The sequence below is a fragment of the Calditerricola satsumensis genome (genome assembly GCF_014646935.1).
GTDB lineage: Bacteria > Bacillota > Bacilli > Calditerricolales > Calditerricolaceae > Calditerricola > Calditerricola satsumensis.
On sequence record NZ_BMOF01000021.1, the window covers coordinates 1 to 13,708 of the forward strand.

General features: G+C 64.8%; 17 protein-coding genes and 1 pseudogene. 5 read left to right on the plus strand and 13 right to left on the minus strand.

Annotated features, from left to right (window positions below; translation table 11 throughout):
• Positions 1 to 87: 87 nt before the first annotated feature.
• From acsA to IEX61_RS06365, 11 genes are all read right to left on the minus strand, one after another.
• Positions 88 to 1,797 carry an acetate--CoA ligase gene (gene acsA / locus IEX61_RS06315; protein ID WP_229725742.1) on the minus strand — a complete coding sequence of 570 codons (1,710 nt, stop codon included), beginning with the start codon at positions 1,795 to 1,797 and terminating at the stop codon, positions 88 to 90.
• A 230-nt stretch (positions 1,798 to 2,027) separates the two neighbouring features.
• Positions 2,028 to 2,393: a SpoIIIAH-like family protein gene (locus IEX61_RS06320; RefSeq protein ID WP_083462842.1), complete on the minus strand. Its 366-nt coding sequence runs from the start codon at positions 2,391 to 2,393 to the stop codon at positions 2,028 to 2,030.
• Between the two features lie 263 nt (positions 2,394 to 2,656).
• Positions 2,657 to 3,265 carry a stage III sporulation protein AG gene (spoIIIAG, locus tag IEX61_RS06325; protein ID WP_229725744.1) on the minus strand — a complete coding sequence of 203 codons (609 nt, stop codon included), beginning with the start codon at positions 3,263 to 3,265 and terminating at the stop codon, positions 2,657 to 2,659.
• Positions 3,266 to 3,314: 49 nt separating this feature from the next.
• Positions 3,315 to 4,007 carry a stage III sporulation protein AF gene (gene spoIIIAF / locus IEX61_RS06330; protein WP_054669470.1) on the minus strand — a complete coding sequence of 231 codons (693 nt, stop codon included), beginning with the start codon at positions 4,005 to 4,007 and terminating at the stop codon, positions 3,315 to 3,317.
• A gap of 11 nt (positions 4,008 to 4,018) precedes the next feature.
• Positions 4,019 to 5,176 carry a stage III sporulation protein AE gene (gene spoIIIAE / locus IEX61_RS06335; protein ID WP_054669466.1) on the minus strand — a complete coding sequence of 386 codons (1,158 nt, stop codon included), beginning with the start codon at positions 5,174 to 5,176 and terminating at the stop codon, positions 4,019 to 4,021.
• A gap of 31 nt (positions 5,177 to 5,207) precedes the next feature.
• Positions 5,208 to 5,597, minus strand: a complete 390-nt coding sequence (gene spoIIIAD / locus IEX61_RS06340) for a stage III sporulation protein AD (protein WP_054669463.1) — start codon at positions 5,595 to 5,597, stop codon at positions 5,208 to 5,210.
• A gap of 12 nt (positions 5,598 to 5,609) precedes the next feature.
• Positions 5,610 to 5,813 (minus strand): stage III sporulation protein AC, encoded by a 204-nt coding sequence (gene spoIIIAC / locus IEX61_RS06345; RefSeq protein ID WP_054669460.1) that lies wholly within the window; start codon positions 5,811 to 5,813, stop codon positions 5,610 to 5,612.
• A 21-nt stretch (positions 5,814 to 5,834) separates the two neighbouring features.
• Positions 5,835 to 6,353: a stage III sporulation protein SpoIIIAB gene (gene spoIIIAB / locus IEX61_RS06350; RefSeq protein WP_054669458.1), complete on the minus strand. Its 519-nt coding sequence runs from the start codon at positions 6,351 to 6,353 to the stop codon at positions 5,835 to 5,837.
• On the minus strand, positions 6,347 to 7,309 hold the full coding sequence (gene spoIIIAA, locus IEX61_RS06355) for a stage III sporulation protein AA (RefSeq protein ID WP_188817194.1): 963 nt from the start codon (positions 7,307 to 7,309) through the stop codon (positions 6,347 to 6,349). The genes spoIIIAB and spoIIIAA overlap by 7 nt, the downstream gene beginning before the upstream one ends.
• A gap of 196 nt (positions 7,310 to 7,505) precedes the next feature.
• Positions 7,506 to 7,940, minus strand: coding sequence for a CD1247 N-terminal domain-containing protein (locus IEX61_RS06360; protein WP_188817197.1), 435 nt, complete (start codon positions 7,938 to 7,940; stop codon positions 7,506 to 7,508).
• Between the two features lie 154 nt (positions 7,941 to 8,094).
• Positions 8,095 to 8,406 carry a DUF2619 domain-containing protein gene (locus IEX61_RS06365; RefSeq protein WP_373288421.1) on the minus strand — a complete coding sequence of 104 codons (312 nt, stop codon included), beginning with the start codon at positions 8,404 to 8,406 and terminating at the stop codon, positions 8,095 to 8,097.
• Between the two features lie 80 nt (positions 8,407 to 8,486).
• Here IEX61_RS06365 and IEX61_RS06370 point away from each other — a divergent pair, with 80 nt between their 5' ends.
• The 3 genes from IEX61_RS06370 to IEX61_RS06380 all read left to right on the plus strand — a co-directional run bounded on the left by IEX61_RS06370 (position 8,487) and on the right by IEX61_RS06380 (position 11,158).
• Complete coding sequence (locus IEX61_RS06370; protein ID WP_157057636.1) at positions 8,487 to 9,734, plus strand: MFS transporter; 1,248 nt, start codon at positions 8,487 to 8,489, stop codon at positions 9,732 to 9,734.
• A 62-nt stretch (positions 9,735 to 9,796) separates the two neighbouring features.
• Positions 9,797 to 10,606 carry a phosphosulfolactate synthase gene (gene comA, locus IEX61_RS06375; RefSeq protein ID WP_229725745.1) on the plus strand — a complete coding sequence of 270 codons (810 nt, stop codon included), beginning with the start codon at positions 9,797 to 9,799 and terminating at the stop codon, positions 10,604 to 10,606.
• A gap of 96 nt (positions 10,607 to 10,702) precedes the next feature.
• Positions 10,703 to 11,158: a DUF441 domain-containing protein gene (locus IEX61_RS06380; protein ID WP_054669453.1), complete on the plus strand. Its 456-nt coding sequence runs from the start codon at positions 10,703 to 10,705 to the stop codon at positions 11,156 to 11,158.
• A 90-nt stretch (positions 11,159 to 11,248) separates the two neighbouring features.
• Here the strand turns inward: IEX61_RS06380 and IEX61_RS06385 are convergent, their stop codons facing one another.
• On the minus strand, positions 11,249 to 11,704 hold the full coding sequence (locus tag IEX61_RS06385; protein WP_054669450.1) for a CBS domain-containing protein: 456 nt from the start codon (positions 11,702 to 11,704) through the stop codon (positions 11,249 to 11,251).
• Between the two features lie 149 nt (positions 11,705 to 11,853).
• Between IEX61_RS06385 and IEX61_RS06390 the strand changes: the two genes are divergently transcribed.
• Both IEX61_RS06390 and ftsW read left to right on the plus strand, forming a co-directional pair.
• Positions 11,854 to 12,213 (plus strand): YugN family protein, encoded by a 360-nt coding sequence (locus tag IEX61_RS06390; RefSeq protein WP_054669447.1) that lies wholly within the window; start codon positions 11,854 to 11,856, stop codon positions 12,211 to 12,213.
• Positions 12,214 to 12,287: 74 nt separating this feature from the next.
• On the plus strand, positions 12,288 to 13,445 hold the full coding sequence (gene ftsW, locus IEX61_RS06395; protein ID WP_188817203.1) for a putative lipid II flippase FtsW: 1,158 nt from the start codon (positions 12,288 to 12,290) through the stop codon (positions 13,443 to 13,445).
• 25 nt (positions 13,446 to 13,470) lie between these two features.
• On the opposite strand, the pseudogene IEX61_RS06400 reads toward ftsW, so the two are convergent.
• Positions 13,471 to 13,694 (minus strand): annotated as a pseudogene (locus IEX61_RS06400) (Asp23/Gls24 family envelope stress response protein).
• Positions 13,695 to 13,708: the final 14 nt, after the last annotated feature.

A 13,708-nucleotide genomic window follows, 5' to 3' on the forward strand; every position in this document is an offset into this window, starting at 1 on the left:
GATTTTCTCGTGAGTGACCGGCTTCACTTCGGTTAGGTTTTTATGTGAGTTGACACGTGGGCAACCCCCGCCCCGTCAGCCGCCGCGTCAGTCTTCCAGCGTCGACAGATCGCCGGCAGGCAACCCCAGCTCCCACGCCTTCAGCACGCGGCGCATGATCTTCCCGCTGCGCGTCTTCGGCAGCTTGTCGCGGAACTCGATCTCGCGCGGCATGGCGTGGGCAGCGAGGCGCTCGCGCACGAACTGGGCGATCTCCTTCTTCAGCTCCTCCGACGGTGCGTAGCCCTCGCGCAGGGCGATGAACGCCTTGATGATCTCCCCGCGCACCGGATCGGGCTTGCCGATGACGCCCGCCTCGGCCACGGCCGGGTGCTCGACGAGGCAGCTTTCCACCTCAAAGGGGCCGACGCGCTCGCCGGAGGTGTTGATCACGTCGTCGGCGCGCCCCTGGAACCAGATGTACCCGTCCTCGTCCTTGTACGCCGTGTCGCCGGAGATGTACCAGCCGGGAAAGCGGAAGTACTCCTTGTACTTCTCCTCGTTGTTCCAGATCCGGCGCATCATCGACGGCCAGCCGACGCGTACGGCCAGATGGCCCATACGGTACGGCGGCAGCTCATTGCCCTCGTCGTCGAGGATGGCCACCTGGACGCCGGGAACCGGCTTGCCCATCGACCCGGGTTTGATGTCCATGCAGCGGTAGTTCGAGCAGATGATGCCGCCCGTCTCCGTCATCCACCAGTTGTCGTGGATGCGGAGGCCGAACACCTTCAGGCCCCACCGCACCACTTCGGGGTTGAGCGGCTCACCGGCGCTCAAAATGTGCCGCAGGGAGGAGAGATCGTACTCCCGGGCCACCGCTTCGCCGGCGCCCATGAGCATGCGGAAGGCCGTCGGGGCGCTGTACCACACGGTGACGCGGTATTTCTCGATGGTGGCGTACCACTCGCGGGGGTCGAACCGGCCGCCGCGGATGACGTTCGTGACGCCGTGCAGCCAGGGGGCAAAGACGCCGTAGGAGGTGCCGGTCACCCAGCCGGGGTCGGCCGTGCACCAGTAGATGTCGTCTTCCTTCAGGTCGACCGCCCACAGCCCGGTCCAATAGTGATGGATCATCGCGTTGTGCACGTACAGCACGCCCTTGGGCTTGCCCGTGGAGCCGGAGGTGTAGTGCAGGATCATCCCGTCTTCGCGGTCGACCCATTCGATCTCCAGTTCCTCCTCCGCCGCGGCCATCTCCTTCTGGTAGTCGTAATAGCCGACGCCGTCGCCTTGGGGGAGGTCATCCCCCGCACCGACCAGGAGGATGTGCTTCAGCGCCGGCAGATCCTTCACTGGCACCCGGGGCAGGAGTTTCGGCGTGGTGACCAGGGCCACGGCTTCGCTGTCCTGCAGGCGGTCGCGCACCGCCTCTTCCATGAACGCCTCGAACAGCGGTCCGGCGATGGCACCGATCTTGAGAATGCCGAGCAGGCTGACGTACAGCTCCGGTGAGCGCGGCAGGAAGAGGAAGACGCGGTCGCCCTTGCGCACGCCCAGCTTGCGCAGCACGTTGCCGAACTTGTTCGACAGCACGCGCAGCTCGTCGTAGGTGTACGCCTCGTCTCGTCCCGTCGGGTCGCTGTAGTAGAGGGCGACCTTGTCCTTGCGCGATCCGGCGCAGTGGCGGTCGATGCACTCGTAGGCCATGTTCACCCGCCCCGTTTTGGCCCACGAGAAGACCCGTTCCGCCCCTTCCCAGGTGAAGGTGCGGTATGTCTCCTCATAATTCTCCAGGTTGGGCGTTATCCCGGGCATAGGCGGAATCCGTTCCGTCACTTGCGGCATTGTCTGGCAACCTCCCATACTGGAGTGGCGTTCGAACGTTTTGGCGGTTTTTCCCCCAAACGTTCATCCTTTTTTCAATAGAATAGTGCAAACCAACCAAATCGTCAAACACATAAAAAATAGGCTAAAAATTCATAACAGAATGAAAGAAAATGGAGGCAGGAGCGCAACCTTGGCAGCCCCCCTGCCCCTTGATGCCATCACGGTTTAAAGCTGACGGTCACATCGCGGCCCGAAATGTTCAGGTGGTTGCTCACCAGATGGATGATGGCAAGCACCTGATCGGGCTTCAGCTCCGCCGCTTTGACGACCACGTTGACGCGCCCGTTTTGCTGCATGACGACGGCGTCGGCGTACCCCTCGGCCTTGATCAGTTCCTCCAGTTGCATCTCCGCGCTGGCCGCATCCTCGAGAGCATCCAATTTTTTCTTCGCTTCGGCCACCGCCTCCGCCGACGCCTCAGCGCTGGCCAGCACATCGAGCAGTTCCTCGTGCTGGCGCGCACGCATCTCCTCGCGCATGTACCGATAGTTGGCGAAGAAGTCGTCGGATCCGGCGGTCGGCAGGGCGGTCGGAGCGTTGGCCGTCGGGTCCGTCTGCTGGCCCTTTGCCCCCTCCCCCTTCCCGAAGCGGCATCCTGCCCCGCTTCAGTCGTCGTCACGCTGCCCGTCGGCGCGTCCGTCTTCGCCGGCTCGCCCCCGGCGTTAAAAGCCACCGGCGGTTCGGGGGCCGGTTCGGCAAGCAGCATGTACGCCGACACCACCACCATCACGGTTAACGCGGACAAGAGCCACACGTTCTTGCGGTCTTGCATCCTCATCCTTCCCCCTCACGGTTTTTTCGGCAGCACCGAAATGCGGTGCGCCGGCACGTCCAACACCCGCTGCACGGCCTCGACGATCCACCGCTTCACCTGCGCGTTCTCCACCCCCCGGGCCACCACGAGCACCCCGCGCACCTTCGGCTGGCGCGTCTTGATCACCACCGGCTTCTCGCCGCTGCCCTGGTTGACCACCACCACCTGATCCCGCTGCGTGGTGTCCGTCGTCTTCCGCGTTCCGCCGCGGCTGTCCTCTTCCTCGATCACCTGCTGGCGGTTGTCGCGGTTCACCTGCACCACCTGTTCGGGCGACGTCTCCAGGCTCACCATCACCGACACGTCGGAGACGCCCATGACCAGCTCCAGCATCTCCCGCAGCTGGGACTCGTAATGCTCCTCCAGCTGCTTGATCGTCTGCGGCTCGCCGCCACCAGGGGCCGCGGCCGGCGCATCCCGTGCCATCGGCTCCGGCGGCGTATCCTTTTCAATGGCCAGGGTGTTGCTGACGAGCATGACGCCCACCCCGACGCAGAGGATGAGGATGAGCCATTGCAACGGGGTCAATTTGCCCCCTTCGCCCGCCCCTCCCCCGAAGGGAAACCATCCGCTTTTGCCCACCGCGCGTCCCTCCTTTTCCGCTCCAACCCGTCTTCCACGTTTCGACCGCCTACGCGATGCGCATGCCGGCCTCGGCCTGTCGCCCGGGTCCGCTTCCCGCCACCACGCGCACCTGGTCTTCGCCCACCGCCAGGACCTTGGCCAGGTAGGCTTCCACCTCGGGAAGGCGCCGCCCGTTTGCGGGACGCGCGGCGGGGATATTCCGGTTTTCCTCGTTCGCCACGCGAATGTCAACCGGGGCGACGGGCTCGACATGTCCCCCGCCCTCCGCGTCGTTTCCATGCGGCGCCTCCGCCGCATCCCGCCGCTCCCGCACCGTCACGGTCAGGGAGGCCAGCGACACCCCGCCGTCCGCTTCGCGGGTCCATTCCACGTCCACTTCGTCCACCGCAAGCCCGAAGGCGGCCTCCACCTGCCGCCGCACCAGCTCCGCCACGCGGGATTCCGCCTCCTCCATCGCCCGCTGGTCGAGGACCTGGCGCAGGGCGCGACCCTTCTCGGCGATTGCGCTCACGCTCTCCATCGCCGGCGCGGAAACGGCGGTCTGCACCGCAAGCCACTCGGCAGTCATGTGGGGCGAAAACAGCGTCAGCACCGGGCTCAGGATCACGAGCAAGATCAGCAGTCCCATCACCAGCTTGACGTACCGCTGCAGCTCGGTGTTGGGAAGCAGCAGGTCGAGGACCGTGGCGAGGAGCACGAGGAGCACGATTTTTTTGAGCCATACAGCCAGCATGGCCATCGCCTCACCCCCTACCGGAGCATCACCGCGGCGTTGCCGGCGGCGATGAGGATGGTGATCGAGAGGAAAAACATCAGCCCGACCGTCGCCAGTGCCGCGAAGACAAAGAGCAGATTCTTCCCGATCGTCCCCAGGCACCCGATGATCGGACTGGAGCCCAGGGGCTGCAGCACCGCCGCCGAAAGGTTGTAGATAAACGCGAGGGTCAAGATCTTGATGGCCGGAAACGCGCACAGAAAGAGCAGGATGACCACGCCGGCCAGCCCGATGGCGTTTTTCACGAGGAGCGAGGCCCCGATCACCGTGTCCGTGGCGTCCGAAAACATGCGCCCCACCACGGGAACAAATTGGCTGGTCAGGAATTTCGCTGTCCGCAGCGCCACCCCGTCGGCGACGGCGCTGGTGGCCCCCTGGATCGACACCACGCCGAGAAACACGGTGAGAAAGACCCCGAGCGCGCCCAGGCTGATCGTCCGCAGCAGGTTGGCCAATTGCGTCACCTTGTAGCGGTCGGAAAAGCTGGAGACGATGGACAGAACGGCCGAAAAGAAGAGCAGCGGGAAGACGATCTGCGCAATCAGCGTGCCGCTCACGTTGACAAGGAAAACGATGAGCGGGTGGAACATCGACACGGAGACAACGTGGCCCATGGCCGCCAGCAGCGTCAGCACGAGGGGGATGAGGGCCAGCATGAAGTGGACCATCCGCTCGATCGCCTCGCGGGCGTAGCCGACGGCGAGGTGAAAGCTGCCCACGGCCACCCCGATCAGCACCATGTACGCGATGGCGTAGGCCACCTTGCTGACCGTGTTCCGCTCAAAGGCGTTTTGCAGGGTTTCGAGGAGCATGCTGAACACGGTGAGGATGACGATGGTGCCGAGCAGGCGGCCGCTGGCCAGCACCTCGTGCAGAAAGTAGGTGGCCAGGCCCTTCAGCACCCCCGTCACCTGCAAGCCGCCGTCCTGGCGCAGCACGTCGAGCAGGCTCGGCGCGCGCACCTCGGACAGGTACGGCCCGTAGTCGCGAAGCAGCGCCTGCCATGTCTGCTCCAACCCCGTCGTGTCCAGACGCTCCCACTGCCAGCGAACCAGTTCGTTGAGCGGTTCGGCTCCGGCCGGTGCCGCCGAGAAGGACAGCAGCCCGGCCAGGATCCCCGTCTTTCTCCACACCGTTCCCCATCCCTTCCCGCGGGTCTCGTGGTTAGGCCGGGAGGAGCTTCACGACCGTCTCGATGATCACCGTCACAATGGGAATGGCCATGATCAGAATCAGCACCTTTCCGGCCAGTTCGATCTTGGCGGCAATGGCGCCCTGACCGGCATCCCGTGTGATCTGCGCGCCAAACTCGGCAATGTAGGCCACGCCGATGATTTTGAGGATGGTCTCGAGGTAGATCAGGTTCACCTCGGCCTGAACGGCCAGCCGCTCGATGACGCGAATGACGGCGGCGATCTGCTTGACGAGCAGGAAAAAGATGATCACGCCGGTAAAGACGGTCAGGGAAAAGGCAAAGAGCGGCTTGTGCTCCTTCAGGATGAGGATCAAGACGGTGGCGACCAGACCGATGCCGACGACCTGGATGATGTCCACGCGTCCCCCCTCCTACGAAAAGAGGAAGACCCGCCGGATCTCCTGGAACAGGTCGTTCAGAAACTGGATGACCATGAACAAGACGACGATGAACCCGATCAGCGTCACCCAATGGGCCACGTCCTCTTTCCCCGCCTGCTTCAGCACGGTGTGGATGATGGCGATGATGATCCCGATGCCGGCGATCTGGAAGATGGCGTTCACGTCATAGCCCATACCCGCACCTCACATCCCCCATCAGTACATGAGCAACACGACGAGAAGGCCCGTCAGCACGCCAAGGCTTTTGGCCATCTTTTCGTACCGGCGTTGGTCTTCCCGCGCCAAGGCTTCCTCGGCGCGGAGGTGGGCGCACGCCGCGGTGATGTGGCGCTGTTGGTGCAGGCGGTCCGACCGGCCCAGCGACGCGGCCAGCTCGAGGAGGATTGCCCAATCCCCCTCCTTGAGCGCCAGCGCCCCGCGGTATTGCTGCACCGCCCGTTCCCAGCACAGCCGGTTGTCCGCCCCGTCCATCTCTTCCAGGTTGGCTGCCGCCTGACCAAACAGGGCGGCAAGGGGCCCGCGAAAGCGTTCGGCCAAGTGACGCAGGGCAAGCGGAAGGGGCGTGCAGCGGTAGACGATCTCCGTCTCCAGGACGCGCAGCATCTGCTCGAGCTGCAGGAGCTGGCGCGGACGCAAGGCCAGCTGGCGGGCGACGAGGAAGCCAAACGCGGCGCACGACCCGAACACCATGGCCGCCCCGATCAGCTTCAGCATGGGATCGCCTCCCGCGCCAGGCGGCGAAACTGGCCGTCGAACACCGCTTCCACGGTGCCAGGGCCATTCCGCCGGCTCAGCACGACGAAACGGTCAAAGGCCCCCGACTGCACAATGGCCGACAGCACCGGCCGGCGGGCCACGTCGTTCAAGTCCTGACCGTGGGCGGTGACGAGGAGGACAACGCCGGCCCCCGCCGCCTCCTGCACGGCGAGGGCATCTTCACGGCGCCCCAGCTCGTCCGTGACCAACACCTCCGGCGACATGGCGCGAATCATCATCATCCCTTCCGCCTTCGGGCAGCCGTCCAGCACATCCGTTCGCACGCCCACATCCAGCGTCGGCACGCCGCGGACGCAGCCGGCAATCTCCGAGCGCTCGTCCACCACGCCGACCTTGCGCGGGGAAAGGCCCAGCTCGGGAACACCGTTCGACACCCACCGCACCAGATCGCGAAGCATGGTGGTCTTGCCGCACTGTGGGGGAGAGATGATCATCGTGCTGAGCAGGCGGCCGCCGGTGACGAGAAGCGGCAGCACCGCTTTGGCCGCCCCTGGCCGCTCGCGGGCGATGCGCACGTTGAACCCGGCGATGTCCCGCAGGTGGCGCACGCGGCCGTTTTCCACCACCGCCTTGCCGACCAAGCCCACGCGGTGTCCGCCGGCGATGGTGACAAAGCCGCGTTGCACCTCCTCCTCAAAGGCATACAGCGAATAGTGGCTGAGCAGGTTGAGCGTCTTGAGGCAATCCTCTTCCGAGACGTGATACGCGTCCCGAGGGCGCGTCACCGGACGGCCGTCGGGGGCGACAAAGGCAAAGCCGTCGGCGGTGACCACTTCGAGGGGCCGACGGGCGCGCATCCGGATCTCCTCGATCCGCTCCGCCCAACCGGAGGGCATTTGCTGCAAGCACGCGCGTACGGTTGGCGCCAACACGCTGAGCACCGTCTTCACCATGCCTTCCTCCTCCCGTCTGCGGCGGGCCCCCGGTGACCGAGGGACAGGGTGGACTTACCTCATCTTTATGGGGTGCTTGGCCCCGTTATGACGCTCCGCAACGCCGGGGCGGAAATCGGCCCTGTTGGCTGGCGTCCACAAAAAAAGGCGGGATCGCGCATCCCGCCTTGCCGTCGGCTCGTTTGCCCCACCGATGTCACGAATGCAGCGGCTGTCCCTCGTGCTCGGCGCGCGGGGCGTCGTCTACCCGCTCCGCCTCGTCGGCGCCGTCCACCATAAGGAGCGTCTCCCCGCACGCCGGGCAGCACACCTCGTCCACGTCGTCGGTCAGCACGTCGTCGTCGAGGAGGACCGTCTCCTCGCAGTTCGGACATTCGAGGGCCAGCGCGTCCTCGGCCTCCTCGTCCTCCTCTTCGCCGTATACGTAGGCTTCCACATCGGTCAGATCCTCGTCCAGCGCTTCCAGATAGGCCTCCTGGTCGTCGACGCGCTCTTCCAATTCGCGCATCCGCTTGGCCATCTGGTCCATGACGCGGATCATTTCCTCGAGGATCCGCCCTTCGGAACCCTTGACGTCCATGCCCTCCGCCAACCCGCGCAAGTAGGCCACGCGCGTTTCCAGCTGTTCCACGGCTGCCAAACCTCCTTGGGGATCTTGGTCTGATCCCCTTACTGCGGGGATCTCTCGTTAGTATCCCCGGGCAGCGGAAGGCGAAGGGGAGCAATCTTTCCCACGAGAGACCGCTCGGCGAAGCGGGTACACTACCGTCGAACCGTCGCCGATCCTATGCGCGAAGGCCAATCAGAACAAGGGCCACGCCGGCCAGGATGAGGAGCAATTTGCTGAGCGGAAGGGCGCTCGCGATGCCCACCAGTCCGATGGCCGTCGTCGTGATCAGCACGAGCGGCCCGACGAGCGCCAACACGGCGTTGAGCGCGAGGGCCTTTTCGATCTGATTCCATTTGAGCATAAAGGCCGCGGCCACAAGCTCCGTGCTGCCGGACAGCAGGCGAAGAACGGCCATGCCCAACACGGCTTTGTCCAGCTCCAGCATGAGAATCCCCTCTTCCCCCGTGGTGTTGTTGTTTTCACGCAACGGCGTCCGTTTGTCCAAAGCCTATGCGCCCGTCCCCCTGAACTTGTCACGCGCAAAATTGCTGACGGCGGTGAAGCGGAGTGAACGCGCCTGTGCTTGCCCTGGCACTGCTGAGCGCGGTGCCCTTCATCATGGTCCTCGGAAACTCCATGCTCATTCCCGTTCTGCCCCAAATCAAAGAAGCGCTGGACCTGACCTCGGTGCAGGCCAGCCTGCTGATCACCTTGTTTTCCGTTCCGGCCGGGCTGGTGATCCCCGTCGCGGGGATGTTGGCCGACCGCTTCGGGCGGAAGGCGGTGATCATCCCCGGACTCCTCCTGTACGGCGCCGGCGGCATCGTCGCCGGACTGGCCGCAACCTTGGCGGCAAAACCCTATCCGTGGATCCTGGCCGGGCGCATCCTTCAGGGCATCGGGGCGGCGGGGACGGCGCCCATTGCCATGGCCCTGGCCGGCGACCTGTTTTCGCGCCGGAAGCGGAGCCGCGCCCTTGGCGTGTTGGAAGCGGCCAACGGCGTCGGCAAGGTGCTCAGCCCCATTTTCGGTGCGCTGCTCGCCCTGCTCGCGTGGTACGCCCTCTTTTTCGCCTTCCCGGCCCTGTGCATTCCGGCAGCGGTGGGCATCGGGCTGTGGGTGCGCGAAACGCACAAGAAGGCAGACGCGCCGAGCATGGGGCGCTACAAGCGCGACATGGCGCGCATCTGGAAGCGCCAACGGCACTGGCTGCCGGTAGCCTTTTTGGCCGGGGCCGTCACGCTGTTCACCCTCTTCGGGACGCTGGTCTACCTGTCGGAAATCCTGGAGGACCGCTACCGCATCGACGGCGTGAAGAAAGGCTTTGTCTTGGCCATTCCCCTGCTGGCGATGAGCGCCACGGCCTACGGCACCGGCGTCTTGCTGCAGCGGCGCGCGCGGCTCCTGAAGCCCTTGATCGTCGGGGGACTCTTTCTCCTCGGTGTCGCCACCGCCGTGGCCCCGCTTTTGACCAGCGGCCCCTGGCTGGTGGCCGTGCTGTCGGCCAGTGCGATGGGCGCAGGGCTGGTGCTTCCCTGCTTGAACCTGCTCATCACGTCGGCGGTCGGTCCCCAAGAACGCGGCCTGGTCACCGCCTTGTACGGCAGCGTGCGCTTCTTGGGCGTCGCCGCCGGTCCACCGGTGTTCGGGGCGCTGCTGAAATGGAAGATCCTGCTCTTCGAGACGGTGGCGGCCCTGGCGCTCTTTACCGGGTACCTGGCGCTGCGGCGGATTGCCCACGCCACGCGCTTGCGCGGCCACAACGGCGAGATGCGCACCCTCCTCCGCAAGCCCGCGCTGGCGCTCGGAAAGTGACGGCGGGACAGCGGCCCGCATACACTGGCCGCAAACAGCTCCATGCAAGGAGGAGAATGCGGGTGGAACGCTCCGTCTCGCTGTCCTGGGGCCGGGAACTGGCCGATCCCTCCGCCTGTCGGCCCCCCAAACCGCGCCGGCGCGGTCTCACCATGGTTCTGGACAAGGGAATGGGCCTGGCCCAGTTTGCCGACTGGCTTCAGACGGTTGGCGACCATGTCGACATCGTGAAACTCGGGTTCGGCACCGCCGCGCTGTATCCCCCCGATGTGCTGCGAAGCAAAATTCGCCTCGCCGCCGAGCGGGGCGTGCAGGTGACGCCGGGGGGCACGTTTTTTGAGGTCGCCTTCGCCCGGCAGCAGGTCGCCGCCTACCTCGACCACGTGGCGCGCCTCGGCTTCACGGCCGTGGAAATCTCCGACGGCACCGTCTCCCTTCCGCGCGCCGAACGGACGCGCTGGATTCGCGAGGCGTTGGCCCGCGGACTCGTTGTGTACACGGAATATGGCAAGAAAAGCGGGGCCCCCCTGTCCCCGACCGCCCTCGTGGAAACGGCACAGGCCGATCTCGAGGCCGGGGCGTGTGCCGTCCTCGTCGAAGGCCGGGAGTCGGGTCGCGGCGTGGGCCTTTATGACCCCAGCGGGCGGCTTCGCGAAGACCTGCTCGACGACGTGCTGACGCATCTCGCCGACCTAAACCCCGCCCACCTCATCTGGGAGGCGCCGAAAAAGGACCAGCAGGCCGCCTTCCTGCGAACCCTTGGCCCGCACGTCAACCTGGGCAACGTGGCGCCGCACGACGCGATGGCCCTCGAAGCGATGCGCCGCGGGCTGCGCGGCGACACCCTGTCCCTCTACCTGGAACCCCGCTGAAGCCCTGCATGCCCCGCGCGGACAAGGGAGGCATGTGCCGGCCGCGCGCCGCGTACACATGCCATAGAGAGCTCGCGGACGAAACGGGGTTCGGGCATGAACGGCGAAATGATGCTCCTGCTGCTCATCCTCATCGGCCTTTTTGGCCGGTCACCGGTGATCGCCACGGCGGCCAGTTTTTTGTTGATTTTGAAGCTGACCGCGCTGGATCGCTTTCTTCCCACAGTGGAGCGGCGGGGACTGGAGCTTGGCCTGCTCTTTTTGATGATGTCCGTCCTCGTCCCGTTCGCGTCGGGCAAAATCACCTGGAGCGACCTGGGACGCTTTTTCACCTCGCCGCCGGGTCTCCTGGCCATCCTTGGCGGGGCCCTCGCCACCTACCTGAACGGCAAGGGCCTTGAGCTGCTCCGCTTTGAACCCGAGTTGATCGTCGGCCTCGTCGCCGGTTCCATCATCGGCATTGTGTTCTTCAAGGGCATTCCCGTCGGCCCGCTGATGGCCGCCGGCCTGACCGTCCTCTTCTTCCGCGTGCTCGAGTGGTTCATGCGATAGGGCGGACAGACGCCGCCCAAAACGGCAACATCCCTGCCCCGTTTGGCGGCAGGGATGTGGGCGTTCGACGCCTTGGCGTCTTTTGGATCCTCAGTACGAAACGGTTGGGTTGTCCAGATTGGGCCGCGCCGGTTCGGAAATCTGGGTAAGGGCCTGCGCCGCCTCGTCCTGATGGATGTCGCGCACCGCCAGATCGCCGAGGGCGACAATGCCGACCAGACGGCCGTTTTCGTCGACGACCGGCAAGCGGCGGATTTGCCGCTGGGCCATCAGCTCGGCGGCTTCGTCAACGGTCATGTCCGGACGGCCGACGACGACATCCCGGGTCATAATAGCCGACACGGCCGTGGAATTGGGGCTTTTCTCCGCAATCCCGCGGATGACGAGGTCGCGGTCGGTCACCATGCCGATCACGCGCCCGCTTTCATCGACCACGGGAATCCCCCCGACATTCAGGTCGCGCATCTTCACCGCAGCTTCGTACACGTTGTCTTGCGGGGTGCAGGTGGCAACATTCGTCGTCATCACGTCGCGCAAAAGGGTCATCTCGCATCCTCCTCCCTTTCACTTTTACTATGGCCCCGCGCCCCCGGCGTTATGCACGGGCACACCGCACGATTCGGTGACAACAATTGCATGACGCGGCAAAACGATTTATGATGGTGAGGGACCACACTGGCAGAGGAGGATCGGCCATGGTCATTGCCAACACCGGGCTTGCGGGAATCGAACGAACGCTGGGCGAATTGGACGCGCTCATGGACGATCTTGGGTTTGTCCGGTGGGCCTGGGATTACGACAAAGCCCATTACGACTTTAAAATCGAAGACAAACAGACGGGCGCCACGTATTTCCTGCGCGTGCCCGCCGAAGCGATCCGCGGGCGCCTGGAAAACCCCTTGGCGGTGCTGAAACTGAAGGATCCCCTCATCGCCAAGCACCTCTTTCCGCACGGCCTCGACTACGACGCGCCCATTCCCCCCGCCGTCGAGGAAGCGGCCAAACGGACTCTCAACGAACTGAAAGCGGCCCTGGAAAAAGAGGAATCGCGCTAACGCATCGCGAATGAAGAGAGGAGCAATCCTCTCTTTCCTGTTTTTTGTCAGGCAATGGATTTGAGGAGGCCGCCATGGAACCCAAACGCGGAACGCCCGATTTCGTGCTGTTTTTTCTCACCCTCGCCCTGGTGGGCTTCGGCCTCGTGATGATCGCCAGCGCCAGCCAGGTGATCGCCTACTGGTATCGGGACGATCCCTTTTATTTTGTCAAGCGCCAGCTCGCGAGCGCGGGAGTCGGCCTCGTGGCCATGCTCGTGGCCATGAACATCCCCTATCGGGTGTACAAACGCTTCTTTCTGCTCATCGCGGCGGCGTCGTTCCTCTTCCTGTTGACCGTGTTTCTGCCCGGCGTCGGAAAAGAGGTGAACGGCGCCCGGGGATGGATCGCCCTGGGATCCCTACAGCTTCAGCCGGCGGAATTTGCCAAGCTGGGCCTCATCCTCTATCTGTCGGCGCTGATCGCCAAAAAGGGCGAGCGGTTTCGCGACTTTCAGACCGGCTTGCTGCCGCCGCTCATCGTGACGGGCCTCTTCTTTTTGGTCATCCTGCTGCAGAACGATCTCGGCACAGGGCTCGTGCTCATCGCCACGGCGGGCGTCGTACTCGTCGTGGGCGGGGCCAACCTGCGCCATCTGCTGAAGCTGGGGGCCCTCGCCCTTGCCCTCATCATCGGGTTTGTGCTGATGGCGTCCTACCGCGTCGAACGGTTCACCGCCTTCCTCGACCCGTGGAGCGAGCCGCAGGGCGCATCGTACCAGCTCATCCAGTCGCTCTATGCCATCGCCCACGGCGGGGTCACCGGAGCGGGGTTTGGGCAGAGCATCCAGAAATACTTCTACCTCCCCTTTCCGCACACCGATTTCATCTTCGCCGTCTTCGCCGAGGAATTCGGATTTGTCGGCTGCGTCCTGTTTGTGCTCGTCTACGTGCTCTTTTTGTGGCGGATGCTGATCCTCAGCCTGCGCTGTCCGGATCCCTTCGCCCACCTGCTGGGGACGGGCATCGTCGGGATGATCGCCATCCAAGCCCTGATCAACCTCGGAGGGGTTACGGGCATGCTGCCCATCACCGGCGTCCCGCTGCCGTTTATCAGCTACGGCGGTTCGTCGCTCATCGTCTGCATGACGGCGACCGGGCTTGTGCTGAGCCTTTCCCGGGAGTCGGCCCGCCGGAGCGCCCAAGCCCCCGCACGCCACCGCCATCCCAAGGTGCGCACCTTGAACGCGTAAAAAAACAGGACGGTGCCCCACGCGGTCACCGTCCTGTTTTCGTTTGTCCCCGCGCTTCCCAGTCGACCCCTTCGACGCGGACATTCACCTCGACCACGCGCAGGCCGGTCATGCGCTCCACGGCGTCCTGGCCCAATCCTCAGCCCTTCCGCTCGCCATTCTGACGACGCCGTCGGTATCCGCCGCCGCGATTCCGGCGATGAGGGCCACGACGTCCTCGGCGATGCGCACATCTCCCTCACGCCCCATCGCCCGTCCCTGGC